Raw genomic sequence first — 21,861 nt, 5'->3', positions numbered from 1 at the left:
GGGCGGACATGCCCGGGCTGCCGAAGTACGGACAAGCCGCTTTTGTGCGGCAGACTGGGCAGGCCCCGCAGGGCCGAGGACCGAAGCGAAGGATGGGTATGCCGACCACACCAGCCACCGCGGCGAACAGCTCGTCGAACGGCGCACCAGAAGCGATCCTGCTCGAACTGGTCGACGAGCACGGCACCACCATCGGCACCGCGGAGAAGCTCTCCGCACATCAGGCGCCCGGACAGCTGCACCGGGCGTTCTCCGTGTTTCTCTTCGACGAGCAGGGGCGGCTGCTGCTCCAGCGTCGCGCGCTGGGCAAGTACCACTCCCCCGGTGTCTGGTCGAACACCTGCTGCGGCCACCCGTACCCCGGCGAGGCCCCGTTCGCGGCCGCCGCCCGGCGTACGTACGAGGAGCTGGGCATGTCGCCCTCGCTGCTCGCCGAGGCGGGCACGGTCCGCTACAACCACCCCGACCCGGACTCGGGCCTGGTCGAGCAGGAGTACAACCACCTCTTCGTCGGGCTGGCGCAGGCTCCGCTGCGACCGGACCCGGAGGAGGTCGGCGAGACGGTCTTCGTGACGCCGAAGGAGCTGGCCGACCGGCATGCGGAGGCGCCGTTCTCTGCGTGGTTCATGACGGTGCTGGACGCGGCGCGGCCGGCGATCAAGGAGCTCACGGGGCCGTCCGGCGGCTGGTGAGGCGAGCCGGGTCCGCAGTAGGTCCTAGGTCCGGCCCAAGCGGTCAAGCGGCTACAGCGGCGCGCTGTCGCCGACCGGTTTCAGCGGCAGCGCGGCCCAGATGATCTTGCCGCCGCTCGCGGTGTGCTCGACGTCGCAGGATCCGCCTGCCTCCAGGGTGATCTCCCGTACGAGCAGCAGACCGCGGCCGCCCGTCTGCCCGTATTCCTTCTCCAGTGCCTTGGGCCGGTACGGGTGGTTGTCCTCCACGGAGACGCGGATCCACTCAGCGCCGATGGCGACCTCGACGGCAACTTCGGGCGAGAGCAGGGCGGCGTGCCGTACGGCGTTGGTGACCAGTTCGGACACGATCAGCAGCAGTCCCTGGACGAGATCGTCCCCGACCGGTACGCCTTGGCGGTTCAGTAGATCGCGTACGGCATGCCTGGCCTGCGGGACCGATATGTCGACGGCAGGAGCGGTGAATCGCCAGACGCCCTCGTACGACAATGGCCGGGCCGGGACGCTCCCACGGCTCTCCATAGTCCGGCACCCACCCTCGGATCGACTGCCACTGACCATCGAGTAATAAGTGTTGGGAGTCAGTTGGTCCGGACCGGGCTGCTGAGCAGAAGTCAGCGCCAATCGACGGTTTTTGACCGGGTGCGTATGACAGCATCAGCTGCGCGACTGTTCCTGATCTCCTTCTGGCCGCTTCGTCGGATCCGTGACCACCCTCACCTAACGACCATAGGTTCGGGTCCGGCGGATAGCATCCGGCTCATGGAGCCGCCCCAGTCGTCCGAGTCGTCCGAGCTGCCCGAGCAGCAGCCGCAGTTGACGCACACCGTCGCGGACGGTGTCGCCACCGTCGTCATCAGCAATCCCGCCAAGCGCAATGCCATGACCGCCGGGATGTGGCGGGCCCTGCCCGAGCTGCTCGGACAGCTGGCGGCGGACGAGGAGGTAAGGGCGCTGGTGCTGACAGGCGAGGGCCCGACCTTCTGCGCCGGCGCCGACATCTCCTCCCTGCGCGAGCCCGGCGAGGACCCCCAGTCACTGGCCGTGCGAGCCGAGGAGGCACTCGCCGCGTTCCCCAAGCCGACGCTCGCCGCGGTGCGCGGCTACTGCGTGGGCGGCGGCTGCCAGCTGGCCGCGGCGTGCGATCTGCGGTTCGCGGAGGAGGGCGCGCTGTTCGGGGTGACGCCGGCGAAGCTCGGAATCGTCTACCCCTCCTCGTCCACCCGGCGGCTGGTCTCGCTGGTGGGTCCTGCCGCCGCCAAGTATCTGCTGTTCTCCGCCGAGTTGATCGATACGGAGCGGGCGCTGCGGACCGGTCTGCTGGACGAGGTACTGCCGGGTGGCCAACTGGGGAAGCGGGTGGCGGAGTTCACCAGAATCATCGCGTCGCGCTCCCAGCTCACCCAGGCCGCGGCGAAGGAGTTCGCGACGGGCCGCACCGACCGTGACACGCACTGGGAGGAGCAGGCGCGCGTCAGCGGCGACCTCACGGAGGGGGTCGCCGCCTTCCTGGAGCGCAGAGTGCCCCGGTTCACCTGGACCGCCTGACCGGATGACCGGATGGCCGCCTGACCGGATGGCCTACCGGAGGATGAAGCGGCTCTTCGTACGAAATTCCTCGACCAGGGCGGCCGGGGCCTTCTGCGGTGAACCGGCGTCGTACGGCGGCTGAGGGTCGTATTCGGTGAGCAGCTGTACGGCCTGCGCGTGCTCGTCGTCCGCGATCCTGCCGACCAGGGTGAGCCCCATGTCGATGCCGGACGAGACGCCCGCGGCCGTGACGTACTTGCCGTCGGTGACGACACGTTCGCCGGTGGGCTCGGCGCCGAACTGGCGCAGGAAGTCAAGGGCCAGCCAGTGCGAGGTGGCCGGGCGGCCCTTGAGCAGGCCGGCCGCGGCGAGCAGCAGCGAGCCGGTACAGACCGAGGTCGTCCAGGTCGTGGTGGCGTCGACGGCGCGCAGCCAGCCCAGCAGGATCTCGTTCTCCATCTGGTCGCTCTGGCCGGGGCCGCCGGGGACGACGACGATGTCCGGGCTGCTCACCTCGGCGAAGGTCTTCGCGGCGACGAGCGCGAGGTCGCCGCGGTCGTTGGTGACCGGTCCGGTGTGCTCGGCGACGAAGACCACCTCGGCGCCGGGTAGGCGGCAGAGCATTTCATAGGGCCCTACGGCGTCCAGCGCGGTGAAGCGGTCGAAGAGAACAATGGCGATCTGCATGGTGGTCGGTCCCTCTCGGTTCGGGTTCATCCCGGTTCTGCGGGCTTCTGCGTGCTTCTGCAGGCTCTGAGGCTGCTTCCGGCTACTTCGTGGTCAAGGTGCGAAAGCGGCGCCGGTATTCGGCCGGTGCCGTGCCGAGGGTCTTGACGAAAGCGCGGCGCATGGCCTCCGGAGTGCCGTAGCCGCAGCTGCGCGAGATCTCCTCCACGCCGTCGGGGCTGTCCTCCAGGAGCCGGCGCGCCTGTTCCAGACGGACCCGTTCGACGTAGCGGCCCGGCGTCATACCCGTCTCCTCCTGGAAGGCGCGGGCGAAGTGGCGCGGCGAGAGCCGGGCGCGGGCGGCGAGTGCCTCGACCGAGAGGTCCTCTTCCGGATGCTCGGTGATGTGCTGCTGCACGTCACGCAGCGGCTCACGCCGCGCGGTCTGTGCCGCGAGCTGGACACTGAACTGCGCCTGGTTTCCGGGCCGCCTGAGGAAGACGACGAGATGGCGGGCGACGGTCAGCGCGATGTCCCGGCCGAGATCCTCCTCGACCAGGGCGAGGGCGAGGTCGATGCCGGAGGTGACACCGGCCGAGGTGGCCAGCTTTCCGTCGCGTACGAAGATCGGGTCCGGGTCGACGTCGACGGCCGGGTAGCGGCGGGCGAGGTGGTCGCAGGTGGCCCAGTGCGTGGTGGCCCGGTGGCCGTCGAGCAGACCGGCCTCGGCCAGCAGCAGGGCTCCGGTGCAGACGGACACCAGACGCTCGGCTCGCGGGGCGTGGACGCGCAGCCAGTCGATGAGGCGCGGGTCCGGGGTACGGGTGCCGTTGCCGCCGGGGACCAGCAGCGTATGGGGATCGGCGGCGTCGGTGAGGCTGCTGTCCGGGACGAGCGTGAGGCCGCTGGAGGTACGGATCGGGGCACCGTCCAGGGACGCGGTGCGGATCTCGTACGCGCCGCCCGCCGCCGTGCTCGCGCCCGCGAAGACTTCGACCGGGCCGGTCACATCGAGGCTCTGCAGGTCGTCGAAGAGAACGACGAGTACGGATCGCTGGGTCATGGTGTCCATGCTTCGCCGTGGCGGAGATGGCCGCAATGACGAGTACCCCACCTTTTCTGCCATGAGCACGGACTTCACTACGTACCAACCAGTCGGTAACATTCTGCTTATGAGCTCTCTTCCCGCGCGCGCCGGCCGCCGCTGCCACAATGCCCTCAACCCGATGCACTCGACGGTCTACTTCTCGCCCGACTTCACGAAGGAGCTCGCTCAGCTCGGCGTCGAGGACGCGAGCGCCGCCTACTTCGCCGGACGCGGCGCCGCGATGGGCGCCGTCGGGCCGGGTGCGGTCGCCGCGGCCTTCTACAACTTCAACCACGAGCTGATCGCCCGGCATCTGCCCGCGGTGTGGGACACCGCAACCCCCGAGGCCGTGCTGGAGGCGCGGCTGCGCGCCGTGGACAGCACGTTGCGGCGGCTGCTCGGTGACGAGGTCGTCGCGTCGAAGGAGCTGGCGGAGGCCGCAGAGCTCGCGCTGCGCGCCGCCGAGGCGGGCACCCGGCACGCCCGGCCGCTGTACGCGGCGCACGCCGATCTTCCCGTGCCCGAGGAGCCGCACCTCGCCTACTGGCATGCCGCGACCCTGCTGCGCGAGCACCGCGGGGACGCCCATCTCGTGGCGCTGCTCTCCGCAGAGCTCGACCCTGTCGAGGCCCTGGTGAGCCACACCGCCACCGGCAAGGGCATGGCGCCGCGCTGGATTCTGGCCACGCGCGGCTGGCGGCGTGCGGACTGGGAGGCGGCCGAGGGACGGCTGCGCGAACGTGGACTGCTGGACGGCGAGGGCGAGTTGACCGAGGCGGGTGCGGCGCTGAGGACCGATCTCGAGGAGCACACGGACCGCCTCGACCGGGCGCCGTACGAGCACCTGGGCGCCGAGGGCACCGAGCGGCTCACCGAGCTTGCGCGCGGCTTCCTGATCACCGCGGCGGCAGCGGGCGCGTTCCCCGCGAACCTCAGCGGCAAGGGCTGACGTTTACCGGGGCACTCGAAGGCAACCCTGGAGACGACGACAGCGACCGACTGCGGAGATATCTCTCCTGTTCCGCGCCATCGCCGACGTACTCCGCTCGATCGGCTCGGCGATCGCCACTGTGGTGACGCTCCCCTTCCGGCTGCCGGCCCGTCTCCTCGGCGGAGCCTCGGGACGCGGCGCCGAAGCCGCCACGTCTGAGGCGGCGCGCGACACGGCACCCGGCCACCCGGCACAATGCACTGTCAAGCACAGCCAGCACGAGAAGGCGAGTCGGGGAACCGTGACGACGTCCATCGAAGGCAGGATCGCCGAGGAGCTCGGCGTACGCGAGCGGCAGGTGAAGGCGGCCGTCGAGCTGCTCGACGGCGGGTCGACCGTGCCGTTCATCGCGCGCTACCGCAAGGAAGCGACCGAGATGCTCGACGACGCGCAGCTGCGCACGCTCGAGGAGCGGCTGCGGTATCTGCGGGAGCTCGAGGAGCGGCGGGCCTCGATCCTGGAGTCCGTACGCGAGCAGGGCAAACTGGACGAGGCGCTCGAGGCGCAGATCCGGAGCGCCGACACCAAGGCGCGTCTTGAGGACATCTACCTGCCGTTCAAGCCGAAGCGGCGGACGAAGGCGCAGATCGCCCGCGAGGCCGGCCTCGAGCCGCTCGCCGAGGGGCTGCTCGGCGACCCGTCGGTGGAGCCGCTCGCGGCCGCGGCGGCCTTCGTGGACGCGGACAAGGGTGTGGCGGACGCCGCCGCGGCGCTGGAGGGCGCGCGAGCGATTCTGACGGAGCGGTTCTCCGAGGACGCCGACCTGATCGGCGAGCTGCGCGAGCGGATGTGGACGCGGGGCCGGCTCACGGCCAAGGTGCGCGACGGCAAGGAGGAGGCGGGCGCCAAGTTCGCCGACTACTTCGACTTCGCGGAGCCGTTCAAGGATCTGCCCTCGCACCGGGTGCTCGCCATGTTCCGTGGCGAGAAGGAGGAGATCCTCGACCTGGTGCTGGAGCCGGAGGAGCCGTCGGAGCAGCCAGGGCCTTCGACGTACGAAGGGATGGTCGCCCGGCGTTTCCACATCGCAGCCCCCGGGGAACAGAGCCGTCCCGGCGACAAGTGGCTCGCGGACACGGTGCGGTGGGCCTGGCGGACACGGATCCTGGTGCATCTGGGCATCGATCTGCGGCTGCGGCTGCGTACGGCCGCCGAGGACGAGGCGGTACGGGTCTTCGCGGCGAACCTGCGGGATCTGCTGCTGGCCGCGCCGGCCGGCACGCGGGCGACGCTCGGACTCGACCCCGGTTTCCGTACGGGTGTGAAGGTCGCCGTCGTCGATGCGACGGGCAAGGTCGTCGCGACGGACGTCATCCACCCGCACGTCCCGGCGAACAGGTGGGACGAGTCGCTGGCAAAGCTGGCGCGTCTCGCCAAGGAGCACTCGGTCGATCTGATCGCGATCGGCAACGGCACGGCGTCCCGCGAGACCGACAAACTCGCCGGTGAACTGTGCGCCAAGCAACCGGAGTTGGGCCTCACCAAGGTGATGGTCTCGGAGGCCGGCGCTTCGGTGTACTCCGCGTCCGCGTTCGCCTCGCAGGAACTGCCCGACATGGATGTGTCGCTGCGCGGGGCCGTCTCCATCGCGCGCCGTCTCCAGGACCCGCTGGCGGAGCTGGTGAAGATCGACCCCAAGTCGATCGGTGTCGGCCAGTACCAGCACGATCTGTCCGAGGTGAAGCTCTCCCGTTCGCTGGACGCGGTCGTGGAGGACTGTGTGAACGGCGTCGGCGTCGACGTCAACACCGCGTCCGCACCGCTGCTTTCACGGGTGTCGGGCATCGGCACCGGCCTCGCCGAGAATATCGTCGCGCACCGCGACTCCAACGGTCCCTTCCGCTCGCGCAAGGCGCTCAAGGACGTGGCACGGCTCGGCCCGAAGGCGTACGAGCAGTGCGCGGGCTTCCTGCGGATCCGGGGCGGGGACGACCCGCTCGACGCCTCCAGCGTGCACCCGGAGGCGTATCCGGTGGTCCGGCGGATGGTGAAGGCCGTCGGCGACGAGGTGGCCTCGCTGATCGGCAACGCACCGGTGCTGCGCTCGCTGAAGCCGGCGGAGTTCGTGGACGAGATGTTCGGTCTGCCGACGGTGACGGACATCCTGCGGGAGCTGGAGAAGCCGGGGCGCGACCCGCGGCCGGCGTTCAAGACGGCCACCTTCAAGGAGGGTGTGGAGAAGCTCGGCGACCTTGCGCCCGGGATGGTTCTGGAGGGCGTGGTGACCAATGTCGCGGCATTCGGCGCCTTCGTGGACGTCGGTGTCCACCAGGACGGTCTGGTCCATGTGTCGGCGATGTCCAAGACCTTCGTCAAGGACCCGCGGGATGTGGTGAAGCCGGGCGACGTGGTGAAGGTGAAGGTCATCGACATCGACATCCCGCGCAAGCGGATCGCGCTGACGCTGCGGCTGGAGGACGAGGCCGCGCCGAAGGCGGGCGGCGGCCCGAAGCAGCGTGAGCGGGGTGAGCGGGGTGAGCGCGGCGGCCGTCCGCCGCAGCAGCGCCGTCAGCAGGGCGGCCAGGGCGACCGTGGCGGAGACCGTGGCGGAGACCGCCAGGCTCCGGCGCCGGCGAACAGCGCGATGGCGGACGCGCTGCGGCGCGCAGGCCTCGCGGATCCCAAGCGGCGCGGCTGACCACGCACACGGGGCCCCGCCGCCGGACGGTGGTGGGGCCCCGCGTCGTTTTTGCCTTCTCACCGCAGTGAGTGGTCACCGGGGTCCGGCCGACGCGGGCGGACTGTGCCGGCCGGACCCCGCTCGAAGGCGATCAGTGTTCCGTGATCTTTCCTCCGGACACCTCGATACGGCGCGTGGTGTGGACCGCGTCGAGCATCCGGCGGTCGTGCGTGACCAGCAGCAGCGTGCCGGTGTACGAGTCGAGCGCGGACTCCAGCTGCTCGATCGCCGGCAGATCGAGGTGGTTGGTCGGCTCGTCGAGTACGAGGAGATTGACGCCGCGGCCCTGGAGCAGCGCCAGCGCGGCGCGGGTGCGCTCGCCGGGGGAGAGCGTGGTCGCCGGGCGCAGTACGTGGTCCGCCTTCAGGCCGAACTTGGCCAGCAGGGTGCGGACTTCGGCCGGTTCGGTCTCCGGGACGGCCGCGCAGAAGGCGTCGAGCAGGGTCTCGGTGCCGTAGAAGAGGCCGCGGGCCTGGTCGACCTCGCCGACCACGACGCCCGAGCCGAGCGAGGCGTGCCCCGCGTCGAGGCTGAGGCGGCCGAGCAGGGCGGCGAGCAGGGTGGACTTGCCCGCGCCGTTGGCTCCGGTGATGGCGACCCGGTCCGCCCAGTCGATCTGCAGGTCGGCCGGGCCGAAGCTGAAGTCGCCCCGGCGGACCTCCGCGCTGCGCAGGGTCGCGACGACCGATCCCGAGCGCGGGGCCGACGCGATCTCCATACGGAGTTCCCACTCCTTGCGGGGCTCCTCCACCGTGTCGAGGCGTTCGATCATGCGCTGCGTCTGGCGGGCCTTGGCGGCCTGCTTCTCGCTGGCCTCGCTGCGGAACTTGCGGCCGAGCTTGTCGCTGTCGGTTGCCTTGCGGCGGGCGTTCTTGACGCCCTTGTCCATCCAGGACCGCTGCATCTGCGCCCGGCCCTCGAGCGCCGCCTTCTTGTCGGCGTACTCCTCGAAGCCCTCGCGGGCATGCCGGCGGGCGGTCTCCCGCTCCTCCAGGTACGCCGAGTATCCGCCGCCGTACAGGGTGATCTGCTGCTGTGCGAGATCGAGTTCCAGGACCTTGGTGACGGTGCGGGTGAGGAACTCACGGTCGTGGCTGATGACCACGGTGCCGGCGCGCAGGCCCTGGACGAAGGCCTCCAGGCGCTCGAGACCGTCCAGGTCGAGGTCGTTGGTGGGCTCGTCGAGCAGGAAGACGTCGTAGCGCGACAGAAGAAGCGAGGCGAGGCCGGCGCGGGCCGCCTGGCCGCCGGAGAGACCGGTCATCGGCTGGTCGAGCCCGACGGTCAGACCGAGCGAGTCGGCGACCTCCTCGGCGCGCTCGTCGAGGTCCGCGCCGCCGAGGTCCAGCCAGCGCTCCAGGCTGGTGGAGTACGCGTCGTCGGCGCCGGGCGCGCCGTCGACGAGCGCCTGGGTCGCGTCGTCCATGGCGATCTGGGCGGCGGCGACGCCGGTACGGCGCGCGAGGAAGTCCCGTACGGTCTCCTCCGCCCGCCGCTCGGGCTCCTGCGGCAGATGGCCGACGGTGGCGGTGGGCGGGGAGAGCTTCAGCTCGCCCTGTTCAGGACTGTCGAGTCCGGCGAGCAGGCGGAGCAGGGTCGATTTTCCGGCGCCATTGACACCGACGAGGCCGATCACATCGCCGGGCGCGACGACGAGGTCGAGCCCGGAGAAGAGCGAGCGGTCGCCGTGTCCTGCGGCGAGATCCTTGGCGACGAGGGTTGCTGTCATCAGATGGCTGATCCTAACGGGACGCTTTCACAGGAGGCCCGCCAGCCGGTACAGGGCCAGGGATCCCGCGACCGCGACATTGAGGCTGGCGCCGGTGCCGACCATGGGGATCTCGACGCATTGGTCGAGCAGGTCGAGCGCCTCGGGCGGGATACCTTTCTGTTCGTGGCCCAGGACCATGACGGTGGGCTGCCGGGCGGCGGGGAGGTCGCCAAGTCGTACGGCTTCGTCCGCGAGCTCCACCCCGATGATCCGCGCGCCCCGCTCACGCTGCCGTGCGAGCCAGCCCAGCGGGTCGCCGGTCCAGTGCACGCAGAGCGGTTTGCGCAGGGTGTTGCCGCGAGCCAGGGCCTCGGGCACCCACGGGAAGCGCGGCACGGTGAGACAGGCACCGACGGCGTCGCAGGTACGGGCGAGGGTGCCGAGGTTGGCCCCGTGCAGCGGCCAGAGGGGCGCGGCGTAGAGGTGATCCCAGCAGGAGTGGGCGCGGGGACGACGGGTGCGGCGAAGTTCCTCGCGGGTACGGGTGCGGATGGAAGGTCCGCCGTTGCGTCCGCTCATCGCCCGCACGGCTCTGGTTGCCGCCCCCGGCCGGGTCCACGGTCACCCCGGTCGGCGGACGGAGTCCGGCGCAGCGCCCCGAAGCCCATGAGGCCCCCCAGGGCCGAACGGCGCGAGGGACGCGTCCGGGAAAGGCCGGCGGGTCCGCCGTTGCGGCCGGTCATCGCCTCCGGGTCGCTCGCCGCGAAGGGCCGAGTCCGGGGCCACCCGGGCCGGCGGACGGAGTCCGGCGCGAGGGGCGCGTCCGGGAAAGGCCGGCGGGCCCACGGTTCAGTCGATGCATCATGCGTGGCGATTCGCGGCTCGCCCGGGCCATCGTCGGTGTCAGTGCACCATCGGTGCGACCAGCACGCTCCCCGTGGTGCGTGCCACAAGGAAGGATTGCCCCTTCACCGCCCGCGCGTCCACCGGAATTCGGTGCTCCCCCGGCTCCAGCATCCCGTCGAACAGCTCCCGCGTATGCGTGCGGTAGAGCCGGTCGAGGCGGTACGCCACCAGTCGCACCCGGCACGCCGAGGTCACCTCCACATCCGCCGCGCCGTCCGACACCGTCAGCCGGGTCAGCCGACGGCGCTCCAACGGGCTGCGGTCCAGGGCGTGTTCGATCTGCGCGACCAGGAGCGGAATGATCGGGGCGAGCCCGTCGACGTACGCGACCCGCACCTCCGCCCGCTCGAACGCCGCACACACCTCCGCACGATCCCGCTCGCCGACCGCGCGCCCGAAAGCGACCGCGCCATAGGTGCGCAGCTCCTCCGCCGGAACGCCGGCCGCGTCGCTCGTGATCTCCGCGCCGATGCCGATGGTCCGCAGGGCCGCGGCGAGCTTCGCCAGCACGGCCACCCGCGCGCCGATCAGCAGCACCCGGCGGCGCACAGGCCCGGCGTCCCCGCCGTCCGTCAGCAGCCGTTCCAGCTCGGCCCGGTACTCATCGCCGCGGAAGCGGAACGGCCCCATCCCGTGGTAGCCGTTGAGCTCCAGGTCCGCTCTCTCGTCCGTCTGCCAGGCGAAGTCCCGCCACACGATGTCGTCCCCGTCGCGCTCGATGACGGCGGTCACCGCTCCGCATTCGATGCCTTCGCACTCGGGACAGCCGTAGATCACACAGCGCCCGCCCTCCAGCGGCGCCGGGCACTCCAGCAGCAGCATGCGCACATGGGCGGTGAAGATCGCCGGCGGCACGTCGGAGGCCAGCGGCGAGACCGCGTCGAGGTCGGAGAGCTGGAACAGCAACGGCCGCCCGTCGACGATAAAGTCCATGAAGTCCCGGTGCACTTGGTAGCCACCATCCGCGAGGACTCCGCCGGCCCGCATCGCCGGCGCCAGCCCGAAGGTCGCGTACTCGGCAGACATGTCCTGAGTATCCCCAGTTATGGGGTGATCTGAGCACGGCATCCGGCATTGGGCTACGGTCCCGCCATGAGCGGCGATGTGACGGTGGTGGGCGGCGGGGTCATCGGGCTGACGACGGCCATAGTGCTGGCGGAGAGCGGCCGCCGCGTACGGGTGTGGACGCGGGACGCGGCGGAGGAGACCACATCGGCGGTGGCGGGCGCGCTGTGGTGGCCGTACCGCATTCAGCCGGAGGGGCCGGTCGGCGACTGGTCGATCGCCTCGCTTCGGGTGTACGAGAAGCTGGCAGCCCGCCCGGAGGAGACCGGCGTACGCCTGGTCGCGGGCGTCCAGGCCGGTGAGCGGCTGACCAGGCTGGGGTCGTGGGCCGCGCAGGTGGAGGGGTTGCGCGAGGCGCGGGCGAGGGAGCTGCCGCCGGGGCACGAGTGCGGGCTGTGGGCACGGATCCCGCTGATCGACATGCCGGTTCATCTGGCCTGGCTGCGACGGCGGTTCGAGGCGACGGGCGGCACGCTGGAGACCCGTACGGTCAGCGGATTCGCCGAGGCGGCCGAGGAGGCGCGGGTCGTGGTCAACTGCACGGGGATCGAGGCACGGCGGCTGGTGCCTGACGGTCAAGTGCGCGCGGTGCGCGGGCAGTTGGTGCTGGTGGAGAACCCGGGGATCGAGGAGTGGTGCACCGCGGTCGACCATGCCTCGGACAGGACGACGTACTTCTTTCCGCAGCCGGGGCGACTGATCCTCGGCGGCACGGCCGACGAGGACGACTGGCGGCTCGAGCCCGATCATGCGACGGCCGAGGAGATCGTCGCGCGCTGTGCGCTGATCCGTCCGGAGATCGCGGATGCGCGGATCCTCGGACACCGGGTGGGCCTGCGTCCTGCACGGACCGAGGGCGTACGGATCGAGGCCGGACCCCTGCCCGGCGGCGGCCTCCTGGTGCACAACTACGGGCACGGGGGCGCGGGTGTCACGGTCGCCTGGGGCTGCGCGGAGGCGGCGGCCCGGCTGGTGCCGTAGGCGCGCGGGCTCCGGTGGCGTACACGGCGCCGCGGTCGGACCACATGCGGCACCGCCCGCCCCGAGAGGAGCGGGCGGTGCCGCACAGCCGGGAACCACGCGTTGCGGTCGGCGTCCTCGCACTCCTGGGCCTTGGCCCGCAGCGTGTTCGCGCTGGCGTGCAGCCGCCTGTACTCCTCGATCTTGCGCGCGGCGCGCGCCCGCTGCGCCGCCTGCTCGGTCTTCGTGGTCTCCTGGCGGAGCTCCTCCGGGCTTCAGGTGATGACACCCCTCGCGGACACGGCCGACACGGCGGACTCCGTGCCGGTGCCGGCAGCCTGCGTGGGCGCGGCGGCGAACAGCAGTCCACCGGCCATCGCCGTGGTCACCGCGAGCACGGTTGTACGACGCATCTCAATCACCAAGTACAAAGTCGTGCGCCCCCGTTGGGCGTGTTGTTCAATACGCGCCGGTAACTTTGGCCGACATGATCACGCGGTCCCGTACCGGCCGCTTCAACACGCGGTGACCGCCTCCCCCGAGGCGAGGTGGTAGGTCGCACGGGCGTCGAGCAGCAGCGGGATCAGCTCGCGCCGGGACTGCCGCAGCGGCACGAAGGCCCCTTCACCGACCGGCCGCACCATGACACCGTGCAGGGCCAACTCGTCCTTGACGTCCGCATACTGCGCCGCGTCCAAGCGGTAGCCGCAGGGTGGATCGGCGAGGATCTGCTCCGGCTTCGCCGGGTCGTTGTCGGCGCCGCCGAGATAGACCGGGCCGCGGTCCTTGAACCCCGCCAGCCGGGCACCGGTGGTCGCGGTCTCGATCCGGGTGCGCCGTTCGTCGGCAAACGAGAACAGCCCGCCCAGAGCGTGGAGTTGGCTGGCCACCCGGCGCCGGTTGTTCAGCGACGCGTCGGCCTTCTCCGCATCGGTCACGGGATCGACGCGGCTCTCGATGAGGAGACCCACCGCGTCCTTGACGCCTGCGGCATTGCGCAGGATGCGCTCCTGACCGTCTCCGGCGGTCTGCTTGATGGGATCGCCGGTGACCGGGTCCGTCCAGATGCCGTAGGTGCCGGTACTGAAGCCGCCTTCGTGCGCGGCCGGGCGGACGTACCGGTCGGAGAGTATCTGCGACTCCTGGTGGACCTTGGCGTCGGTGTTGAGATTGCGCGGCCAGAGGTCGAAGAGATCCTTGTCGTAGTACGGCGGGGTGGCGCCGTACTCGTGCAAGTCGTAGATGACGTCCGGGCGTTGGTCACGGACAACGGCCGCCATCGCGCGCCCCTCGGCGGTCTGCAGCGCGATGTGGTCGCGGTTGATGTCGACGCCGTCGGAGTTGCCGCGGGTGTCCGCGGCCCGCCCGTCCGGGTTGGCCGTGGGGACGACGAGAATCCGTGTCCGGGACAGCAGGCGCCGGGTCTCGCTGTCCCTCGCATACGCCAGATCGCGTATCCGGCTCAGACAGGCGTCGCGGCCCGAGGGCTCGTCGCCGTGCTGACTGCAGATCAGCAGCACCGTGTTCGAGGTGTGCTGCGCGCCGATGCGTACGAGCTGCAGCGGACGGCCCTGCTTCGTCGTCCCGATCCGGCCGACCGACACCCGGTCGCTGCCCCGGTCGACGGCGGCGAGGAACTCCTGCTCCTCGGGCTGACTGGTCCATCGCGCGCCGTTGCTGGTCTCGAAGCCGGTACGGGGCAGGGCGTGCGCCGCCTCGGCAGGCGCCGTCACCAGCGGCACTGCCAGCGCCGCGGCCGTGACGGCGAAGGCGAGCGTGCGGATACGGAACTTCATCGGCTGCGGCCTCCCGGGATCGGGCGGATGGCTCGCGGCTCGGCCACACCGCTGAGCCGGGACGGGCTCGGGGCAACCGCTGCGGCGGACCCGGCGGTGGCACGCACAAAGGCGGCCGCACCGCCGACGATCGGCAGCCGCGCCGACGTCCGGGCCAGATCGAGGCTGAGCGTCGGCGTGGTGGCGGGCGGGTCGATGAGGTCCTTGTCCGTGCCGCCTACGATCAGGGCGAGCCGGTGGCCTGCCGGGACGACATGGTCACTGGCGTGCAGATCGAGGGTGATGGTGTACGCCCTGCCGGGGGTCAGCGGGCGGCCCTTGGCGTCGGAGGCGTAGTTGCCCAGATCGGCCCAGCCGCGGCTGAAGACCGTGTAGTCGACGGCAGCCGTGCGCGCTTGGGTCACCTTGAAGCAGGGGCTGTCGTCCGGGGTGCTCGCGCCCCAGCAGGTGCGTTCGGTAAGGGTGGTGATGCCTTCACCGGCGGTGGCGTAGTCACGGATGGTGTCGGGGCCGAGATCCACGAGCACGGCGGAGAGATGGGCGCTGGAGGTTGACGGCGTCGCGGTGATCGTCACCTTGGAGGAGCCGGACAGCCGCAGATCACGGCCGAGCGGTTTGGTGATGAATCCGGCCTTGGCGGAGGTGGACCGGTTGATCTGGGCGGCCCAGTCGGTCTCGTCCAGCTTCGGGTCGTCGGTGAAGGTCTCGACCGAGCCGGGGCGCGCGGGCCTCAGGCCGAGAGTGCCGACGCCGGCGGCCGTGCCGTTGCCCGGGCGGAGGCTGGTGTTGTGGGTGGCGCGTGGCGGCCAGACGCGGTCGGTGGACCACTGGTCGGGGGCGCGCTCGATGTCGGCCATCGGCTCATGGTCGATACCGTTGTCGTAGCCGAGGAGGTAGTGGTCGAACCAGCGGTGCAGGGTCGCGACCCACTCGGCGCGCCGGAAGTCGAACGGGTCGACATGCCCGGTCTGCGAGAGCCAGACCTTGCGCTCCACGCCTTCGTCGGCAAGCGCGTCCCACCACTGACCGAAGTGCTTGGTTCGGACGTTGAGGTCCTGCATACCGTGAACGGCGAGGACGCTCGCCGTGACATTGTCCGCATTGCGCACATAGTCGCGCTCGCTCCACAGCCGGGTCAGGTCACCGGTCCGCGGAGCCTGGTCCACCAGGCGCTTCTGGACGGCCTGGCAGCGGGCTCGGGCCTCCGGGCTCTCGACATAGTCGGAGAGCCACTCGGGGCCCGAGTCGTAGAGCGGGGCGCCCTTGGCGAAGTAGTAGTCGTACCAGGAGGAGATGGCGGAGATCGGGACGATCGTCTTGAGCCCCTCGACCCCGGTGGCGGCAACGCCGTTGGCGATCGTGCCGTCGTAACTCTTGCCGATCATGCCGGTGCTGCCGTTGGTCCAGCCGGCGCGGGCGGGCTCGCCGCCGCTGCGGGTGGTGTACCCGCGGGCGCGTCCGTTCAGCCAGTCCACAACAGCCTTGGCGGACTGGATGTCGGAGCGGCCGCCGACGTCGACACAGCCGTCGGAGCGGTTGGTTCCGGCCAGGTCGACCGCGACGAAGGCATAGCCGCGGGGAACGAAGAAATTGTCATAGAAGAGCGGGAACTGGACGACATTGCCGTTCGCGTCGTACGTCTTCTTCTGGCTCTCGTTACCGCGACCGCAGCAGGAGTAGTACGGACTGGCGTCCATGATCACGGGAATCTTCCGGCCCTGCTGGGCGGGTTCGCGCGGCCGGACGATGTCGACGGCGACGCGGTCGGTCTTCCCGTCGCCGTCGCCGTCGAGCCGGGTGTCCACCCATACGGATTCACGGATCGCGTGCTCGTAGGAGTAGACGGGCCTGCTCTCCCGTACCGGCGCGCTCTGCGCCCCCGTCGGCGAGAGGGTCATGGTCATCAGGGCGGCCGAGGCCGCCACCACCAGCGATCTGTACGTCAAGCGGGTGACCCGCGCACGAATCGGCATGGGCGGAAGGTACTCCGGCCAACTCCCCTGCAACAGGGGGCAATCTGGGCATCAAAGTGACCGAAGGGACACCCGGGACCATGTCGGCCGAATGGCGATCACGTGAAAGGCCGAGCGGCGTCCTGACTGCGGGCGCCGGGTCTGAATAGGCTTCAAGAGATCATCAGTCCCCACGACTTGGAGCATCCGTGCACCGCAGACTTATCGTCCCGAGCGCGCTCGCGGCCTCTCTGCTGCTGGCGATCCCGGCATCGGCCGCCGACAGCTCTCCGGGCGCCCCGGGCATCGGCGACCCTTACTACCCGGCCAGCGGAAACGGCGGATACGACGTATCCCACTACGACCTGAGGCTCACTTACGAGCCCAGTACGGATCTGCTGACGGGTACGGCAACGATCCTCGCCACCGCCAAGCAGAACCTGAACCGCTTCAACCTCGACTTCGGACTGAAGGTCAGCGAGGTGCGAGTCAACAACAAGATCGCGAAGTTCGCCAAGGAGGGCGACCAGGAGCTGGTCGTCACTCCGGCCACGCCGCTGGAGAAGGGCGCCTCCGTCTCGGTGGTCGTCCGGTACGCGGGCAAGCCCTCCGAGTTGAGCATCGGAGGCTACACAGCCTGGCACCGCACTCCGGACGGCGGCGTCGCCGCCCAGGAGCCGGACTCGGCCGTGTGGTGGTTCCCGAGCAACGACCACCCGCTGGACAAGGCGACGTACGACATCTCGGTGTCGGTGCCGGACGGCACCCAGGCAATCAGCAACGGCGTGCTGCAGTCGCAGAGTTCGAAGCTGGGCCGGACCCGATACAACTGGCGCTCCAACAAGCCGCAGGCGTCGTATCTCGCCACGCTCGCCGTCGGAAAGTTCGACATCACCACCGACAAGACGGCCGACGGGCTGCCGATCCTCAACGCGTACAGCAAGGATCTCGGCGACAACGCCGGGGCGGCGCGGGCGAGCGTCGAGCGGACCGGCGAGGTGGCCGAGTGGCTCACCGGGGTCTTCGGCCCGTACCCCTTCAACGCACTCGGGGGCTACGTCCCCAATGTCACCAGCAGTTTTGCGCTGGAGACGCAGACCCGGCCGTTCTACAGCCCGCGGCAGTTCGCGAACGGCGCGAATGTCTCCGTGGTCGTCCATGAGCTGGCCCACCAGTGGTACGGCGACAGCGTCTCCGTCGACGGCTGGAAGGACATCTGGGTCAACGAAGGCTTCGCCCGCTACAGCCAGTGGCTGTGGTCGGAGAAGGAGGGCGAGGGTACCGCGCAGGAGCTCGCGGACTACGTCTACGCCCAGCACCCGGCCGACGACGCGTTCTGGACGGTCAAGCCGGGCGACCCGGGTCCGGACAAGCAGTTCGACATCGCCATCTACGACCGGGGCGCGCTGGCACTGCAGGCACTGCGCAACAAGGTCGGCGACAAGGACTTCTTCGCCATCCTCAAGGGCTGGCCGAAGGAGCACGCCTACGGCAACGCAAAGGTCGGCGACTTTGTGAAGTACGCCGAGAAGATCTCGGGCAAGCCGCTGGCCGGGCTCTTCGACAGCTGGCTCTACCAGCCGTCGAAGCCGGACGCTCCGGCGGCGGCCGGAGTGCGGAGCGCTCGGGCGGACGTCAAGCACGTCCAGCCGAAGTCCTGGAAGACGATCGCCGCGACGAACACCGTCCACGACCACTGAGACGTGGCAGGAGCGCCGCCGTCCCGCGAGAGGGACGGCGGCGCTCTGCCGTGCCCCCTTCTCCCTTCCCTCTCCTTTCCCTTCCGCGGATTTCCCTTCCGCGGACTGGAGGGGAGCGCTCTCAGAAGATCATCGGGACCCGGATATCCTGTTACCCGGCAGCGTTCTCCCCCGCTGTCGTCTGAAGCAGCTGACTGAAGCAGACGAGGAGCGCCCGCCTTGCCCGAGCAGACCACTGGGTCCCGCCCCACTCTGGAAGCCGTCGCCGCCCGCGCCGGCGTCTCCCGGGCCACGGCCTCCCGGGTCGTCAACGGCGGTGCCGGTGTCCGGCCGCCGCTGGTCGACAAGGTGCGTCAGGCGGTCGAGGAGCTCGGATACGTACCGAACCACGCGGCGCGCACCCTGGTCACCCGGCGCAATGGCGCAGTCGCCGTGATCATCGCCGAGCCCGAGTTCAGGATCTTCTCGGACCCCTTCTTCGAGCAGCAGGTGCGTGGCATCAGCCGCGAGCTGACGGCCTACGACTCCCAGCTGGTGCTGCTGTGGGTGGAGGGGCCGGGTGACTACGACCGGATCGCCCGCTATCTCGGCGGCGGCCATGTCGACGGCGCGCTGGCCTTCTCGCTGCACAACGACGACGAACTGCCGTCGATCATCCGCCGGGTCAAGGTGCCGACCGTCTTCGGCGGCCGCCCCGGCTGGCCCGGTGCCGCCTCCGAGCTCGCCGTCCCGTATGTCGACTGCGACAACCGCGGCGGCGCCCGGGAGGCCGTACGGCATCTGGTCTCTCTCGGCCGCGAGCACATCGCGCACATCGCGGGCCCGCGCGACCAGACCTCCGCGCTGGACCGGATCGACGGCTACCGCGATGTCCTGCTGGACGCCGACCCGGAGCTGGTCTGCCAGGGCGACTTCACCGCGGACAGCGGCGCCCGCGCGATGGCTGAGCTGCTGGAGCGCCGCCCCGATCTGGACGCCGTCTTCGCCGCCAACGATCTGATGGCCTCGGGGGCGCTGCGTACACTGCGCCGGCAGGGTCGTCGGGTGCCCGAGGATGTCGCGCTGGTCGGCTTCGACGACATGCCCTCGGTCGTCGAGTCGACCGATCCGCCACTGACAACGGTCCGTCAGGACATAGAGGGAATGGGCCGGTTGATGGTCCGGCTGCTGATGCGCGTACTGAACGAGGACGAGCCGGGGGCCGGGGCCCCCGCATCGGTGATCACTCCGACCACGCTGGTGCGGCGGTCCTCGGCCTGAGTCGCCGGGGACCCGTCGCACATCGCGTGGTTGCTTCAGTCGTCAGGTGAAGGGGATCACCAGCACCGAACGGTCGGTGCCGGTCTGGAGCGTGGCGGTTCCGTTGCCGATCGCGTTCCACACCTCGAGGCGTACGGTGCCGCCCTTGAGGTCGCCGAGGGTTCCGGTCGCCGCCTTCAGGCCGCGTGACTGGGCGTACTCCTCCCAGCCCGTGACCGGGTCGGTCGCGAAGTACTGGTAGGTCTCGGTCCGGTCGAAGGTGCCGTCGCCCGTGAGGTCGTAGCTGATCCTGGCCTGCTGGCCGAGTCCGACCGTGGGACCCGCGTCCAGCTGGAGGCGGAACGCCGTGGCCGCGCCGGGAGCGAGCGTGCCGTTGACCTTCTTGATCTCATAGACGAGCGGCTGGTGCGGGGTGCCGTCGTAGTTGGCGCCGGCCGCCGAGGAGATGGTGTCGGCACCCGCCGTGCCGCCCGTCGCGGTGGTCAGTACCCCGCCGGTGCGGAGCTGGAAGGTGTTGCCCGTGGGCGGTTCCGGGTCGGGACCGGGGTCAGGGTCGCTTCCCCCGGTGCCCGTGCCGGTCGCCGTCGAGCGCGCCGGGACCGTGAGCGTCTTGCCGTCGGAGAAGGTCACCGTGCGGGCCGTGGCACCGTAGTTGTGCGCGGTGTAGGTCCGTACCGTGCCCTTGGTGAAGACCGCGGAGCTCGGGATGTCGCCCGTGACCGTCGCGTCGGGGGCGCCGAGCGCGTCGAGTGTGCTGATCCAGTGGTACGTATGCGCCTTGGACTCGCCCTGCTCCGGGGTGTAGTCCGCGTTGCCCGCGTCCCACTTGGACTTCGCCGACGCCGGGTCGGCCAGCGCCTGGAACTCCCAGAGGATGTCGCGCCATTCGACGGCCGGCCCGCCGTTCTCCCGTTCCATCTCGGCGATGTTGCGGCGGATCGCGGCCTTATCGCCGCCCAGATGCAGTGAACCGCCCGTCAGCGGAAGGGCGTTGATGCCGTGGATTTCCTCGGGGTTGGCGGTCCACCAGGTGGCGTACGCCGCGCCGCTGCCCCACACCATGCCGACCGTGTCATGCCCGAAGGAGGACGGGAAGACCTGCTGGTCGGCGTCGAACCAGTACTGGGCGATCGCCTCGGACTCGGTGGTGAGCAGATAGGTGCCGAGGTCGCGCAGCGCGGTGTCGCCGGTGGCCGAGCCCCACAGCACGAGGCCCGCGCTGAGGTTGATGGACTCCGAGGACGACTCCTGGTTGTTGCCGGCCGCGAAGCCCTGGTGTCCGGAGGCCCAACTGTGGCCCGCGTACACGTCGAAGCCCCGCAGGAACGGGAAGGCGCTGTCGGTGCGGCTGGGGTTTGCCGCGTCCCGCACCAGGGTCTTCACCATGCCGCCCCATGCCGAGTCGGCAGCCCAGGCCTGGTCGTACTGGGCGACGATCGCGGCCGCGTACACGTAATAGCTGTAGTGGAAGTGGTGGTCGTTGAGCTCGGTGTCGCTGCCGTACGAGGCCGGGTAGCCGGTGAGGGTCTTCCAGACCTGGTCGTACGAGAACTCGTTCGCGCCGCCTGCCGTGAACCAGTCCTGGAGCCGGCCCTTCATCAGGGCCAGCAGCTTGTCCCTGGTCGCGGTCTCCCCGATCTGGTCGGCGACGGGCACGAGCTGGGCGAGCTGTCCGAGCACCTTGCCGGTCCAGTAGGTGTCCGTGTAGCCCTTGAACGGGTCGGGGTCGTTCGCCACCGCGTCGAGGTAGCCCCTGAGCCGTGCCGTGTCGACAGCGTTCGTCTTCGGCAGCGCGGGCAGCACCGCGGACGCCTTCTGACTGGTGGTGAAGGAGGTCGCCTCACGGACCTTCATGGTGCCGCGCGGCGATACGTAGGTGTACGGCGTGAGCGCGTCCGTGGTGTTCAGCCACTGATGGCGGTAGAGGGCCTGGAGCGTGCCGCGCTCGGTGCCCTCCTTGGCCTCGGTGGTCAGGGTGTAGGTGGCGTTCACGGTGCCACCGGTGTAACTCCAGCTCGCCTTGGAGCCGGTGACAAAGCTGTACGCGTACTTCTTGTATGTGGCCAGTGCGTCGGTGGAGGGCAGTACGGCGAGCGAGAAGTAGTCCTTGGTGCCGAGTCCCGCGGTCACGGTGGAGCCGGAGACCGTCCAGTCGCTGCCGCTCGGCGCGAACAGCGCGTAGTGATGCCCTGCGACGGTGATGCCGAGGACATTGCCCTGGTCGGCGAAGACGGTGGGCGCGGCGGCGGTGGTGATCTGGGCGTTGCCGCCGGAGCCGTTGGCGTATACGAACGGCAGGCCGTGGCCGATGGTGGTGCGCAGCGTGCGGGCGCCGTCGGACCAGTAGGGGGTCACGGTCCAGTCGGACCAGTCGTCGGCCTTGGTGTCCGGTGAGTTGAGCCCGGTGATGCCGAGGGTCAGGTCCCGCTTGTGGGCGTACTCGTACTGGCGGCCCTCGCCGACGATCGCCGGGGTCGTCGGGTAGCCGACCTCGAGTCCGCCGGCGGTGGCCTGGTAGGTGAGGGGGTGGCCGTACATGGGGGTGGAGTACGGGTTGTCGCCGTACCGCTGGAAGGCGAGCGAGGTCCACCAGTCGTTGGTGGGGACCGGCTTGTCCTTGGTTGCGGGGGTGACCTTGGGCGTGACCGGCGCGCCGGTGTTGGTGGTCGGGCCCGACGTACCGGCGGGGCGGGTGTCGGAGTAACTGCCAGAGCCGACGGGGACGGTGGCGGCCGCCGCCGGGGTGGCGGCCGGGCCCAGACCGAAAGCGGCCAGGGCTGAGACCAGTACCAGCGCGGCAGCTGGTCTGGTGCGGGTGGCTGGCATGGACGGCACCTCGAAGTCATCACGGGAAGGGGCGTCCGA

17 protein-coding genes and 1 pseudogene are annotated in these 21,861 nt (G+C 70.3%); 8 read left to right on the top strand and 10 right to left on the bottom strand.

Annotated elements, in window-relative coordinates; translation table 11 throughout:
• The first annotated feature begins 98 nt into the window (after positions 1-98).
• The gene (gene idi / locus OG735_RS35705) at positions 99-692 is read left to right on the top strand and encodes an isopentenyl-diphosphate Delta-isomerase (protein WP_327327279.1); all 594 of its coding nucleotides are present in this window, start codon (positions 99-101) and stop codon (positions 690-692) included.
• A 51-nt stretch (positions 693-743) separates the two neighbouring features.
• Here the strand turns inward: idi and OG735_RS35700 are convergent, their stop codons facing one another.
• A complete protein-coding gene (locus OG735_RS35700) occupies positions 744-1,214 on the bottom strand; it encodes an ATP-binding protein (RefSeq protein ID WP_327327278.1) in 471 nt (156 codons plus the stop codon).
• 240 nt (positions 1,215-1,454) lie between these two features.
• Here OG735_RS35700 and OG735_RS35695 point away from each other — a divergent pair, with 240 nt between their 5' ends.
• The gene (locus OG735_RS35695; RefSeq protein WP_327327277.1) at positions 1,455-2,240 is read left to right on the top strand and encodes an enoyl-CoA hydratase/isomerase family protein; all 786 of its coding nucleotides are present in this window, start codon (positions 1,455-1,457) and stop codon (positions 2,238-2,240) included.
• Positions 2,241-2,273: 33 nt separating this feature from the next.
• Here OG735_RS35695 and OG735_RS35690 read toward each other — a convergent pair whose 3' ends face one another.
• Both OG735_RS35690 and OG735_RS35685 read right to left on the bottom strand, forming a co-directional pair.
• A complete protein-coding gene (locus tag OG735_RS35690; protein WP_327327276.1) occupies positions 2,274-2,909 on the bottom strand; it encodes a DJ-1/PfpI family protein in 636 nt (211 codons plus the stop codon).
• Positions 2,910-2,991: 82 nt separating this feature from the next.
• Positions 2,992-3,951 (bottom strand): GlxA family transcriptional regulator, encoded by a 960-nt coding sequence (locus OG735_RS35685; RefSeq protein ID WP_327327275.1) that lies wholly within the window; start codon positions 3,949-3,951, stop codon positions 2,992-2,994.
• A gap of 109 nt (positions 3,952-4,060) precedes the next feature.
• Here OG735_RS35685 and OG735_RS35680 point away from each other — a divergent pair, with 109 nt between their 5' ends.
• From OG735_RS35680 to OG735_RS35675, 3 genes and pseudogenes are all read left to right on the top strand, one after another.
• Entirely contained in the window at positions 4,061-4,924 is an 864-nt protein-coding gene (locus tag OG735_RS35680; protein ID WP_327327274.1) for an SCO6745 family protein, read from the top strand.
• Positions 4,925-4,982: 58 nt separating this feature from the next.
• Positions 4,983-5,087, top strand: a pseudogene (locus OG735_RS42120) (LPFR motif small protein); the annotation flags it as partial.
• A 120-nt stretch (positions 5,088-5,207) separates the two neighbouring features.
• Positions 5,208-7,604 carry a Tex family protein gene (locus tag OG735_RS35675; RefSeq protein WP_327327273.1) on the top strand — a complete coding sequence of 799 codons (2,397 nt, stop codon included), beginning with the start codon at positions 5,208-5,210 and terminating at the stop codon, positions 7,602-7,604.
• A gap of 133 nt (positions 7,605-7,737) precedes the next feature.
• Here the strand turns inward: OG735_RS35675 and OG735_RS35670 are convergent, their stop codons facing one another.
• From OG735_RS35670 to OG735_RS35660, 3 genes are all read right to left on the bottom strand, one after another.
• Positions 7,738-9,375 carry an ABC-F family ATP-binding cassette domain-containing protein gene (locus OG735_RS35670; RefSeq protein ID WP_327327272.1) on the bottom strand — a complete coding sequence of 546 codons (1,638 nt, stop codon included), beginning with the start codon at positions 9,373-9,375 and terminating at the stop codon, positions 7,738-7,740.
• Between the two features lie 27 nt (positions 9,376-9,402).
• Complete coding sequence (locus OG735_RS35665) at positions 9,403-9,936, bottom strand: TrmH family RNA methyltransferase (RefSeq protein WP_327327270.1); 534 nt, start codon at positions 9,934-9,936, stop codon at positions 9,403-9,405.
• A 324-nt stretch (positions 9,937-10,260) separates the two neighbouring features.
• Positions 10,261-11,289, bottom strand: coding sequence for an oxidoreductase (locus OG735_RS35660; RefSeq protein ID WP_327327269.1), 1,029 nt, complete (start codon positions 11,287-11,289; stop codon positions 10,261-10,263).
• A 66-nt stretch (positions 11,290-11,355) separates the two neighbouring features.
• Here OG735_RS35660 and OG735_RS35655 point away from each other — a divergent pair, with 66 nt between their 5' ends.
• Positions 11,356-12,309 carry an FAD-dependent oxidoreductase gene (locus tag OG735_RS35655; RefSeq protein WP_327327268.1) on the top strand — a complete coding sequence of 318 codons (954 nt, stop codon included), beginning with the start codon at positions 11,356-11,358 and terminating at the stop codon, positions 12,307-12,309.
• A 254-nt stretch (positions 12,310-12,563) separates the two neighbouring features.
• On the opposite strand, the gene OG735_RS35650 is transcribed toward OG735_RS35655, so the two are convergent.
• From OG735_RS35650 to OG735_RS35640, 3 genes are all read right to left on the bottom strand, one after another.
• Complete coding sequence (locus OG735_RS35650) at positions 12,564-12,701, bottom strand: hypothetical protein (protein ID WP_327327267.1); 138 nt, start codon at positions 12,699-12,701, stop codon at positions 12,564-12,566.
• A 102-nt stretch (positions 12,702-12,803) separates the two neighbouring features.
• The gene (locus OG735_RS35645) at positions 12,804-14,084 is read right to left on the bottom strand and encodes a M14 family metallopeptidase (protein WP_327327266.1); all 1,281 of its coding nucleotides are present in this window, start codon (positions 14,082-14,084) and stop codon (positions 12,804-12,806) included.
• Positions 14,081-16,057 (bottom strand): Xaa-Pro dipeptidyl-peptidase, encoded by a 1,977-nt coding sequence (locus tag OG735_RS35640; protein WP_327327265.1) that lies wholly within the window; start codon positions 16,055-16,057, stop codon positions 14,081-14,083. The genes OG735_RS35645 and OG735_RS35640 overlap by 4 nt, the downstream gene beginning before the upstream one ends.
• Before the next feature lie 188 nt (positions 16,058-16,245).
• Between OG735_RS35640 and OG735_RS35635 the strand changes: the two genes are divergently transcribed.
• Together OG735_RS35635 and OG735_RS35630 are read left to right on the top strand one after the other, a co-directional pair.
• On the top strand, positions 16,246-17,736 hold the full coding sequence (locus tag OG735_RS35635) for a M1 family metallopeptidase (RefSeq protein ID WP_327327264.1): 1,491 nt from the start codon (positions 16,246-16,248) through the stop codon (positions 17,734-17,736).
• 219 nt (positions 17,737-17,955) lie between these two features.
• On the top strand, positions 17,956-18,996 hold the full coding sequence (locus OG735_RS35630; RefSeq protein ID WP_327327263.1) for a LacI family DNA-binding transcriptional regulator: 1,041 nt from the start codon (positions 17,956-17,958) through the stop codon (positions 18,994-18,996).
• Positions 18,997-19,038: 42 nt separating this feature from the next.
• On the opposite strand, the gene OG735_RS35625 is transcribed toward OG735_RS35630, so the two are convergent.
• On the bottom strand, positions 19,039-21,822 hold the full coding sequence (locus OG735_RS35625; RefSeq protein ID WP_327327262.1) for a glycosyl hydrolase: 2,784 nt from the start codon (positions 21,820-21,822) through the stop codon (positions 19,039-19,041).
• Positions 21,823-21,861: the final 39 nt, after the last annotated feature.

It is taken from the genome of Streptomyces sp. NBC_01210, assembly GCF_036010325.1.
Taxonomy (GTDB): domain Bacteria; phylum Actinomycetota; class Actinomycetes; order Streptomycetales; family Streptomycetaceae; genus Streptomyces.
Note: the sequence above shows the minus strand (reverse complement) of the source record. Positions and strands in the feature narration are given on the sequence as shown.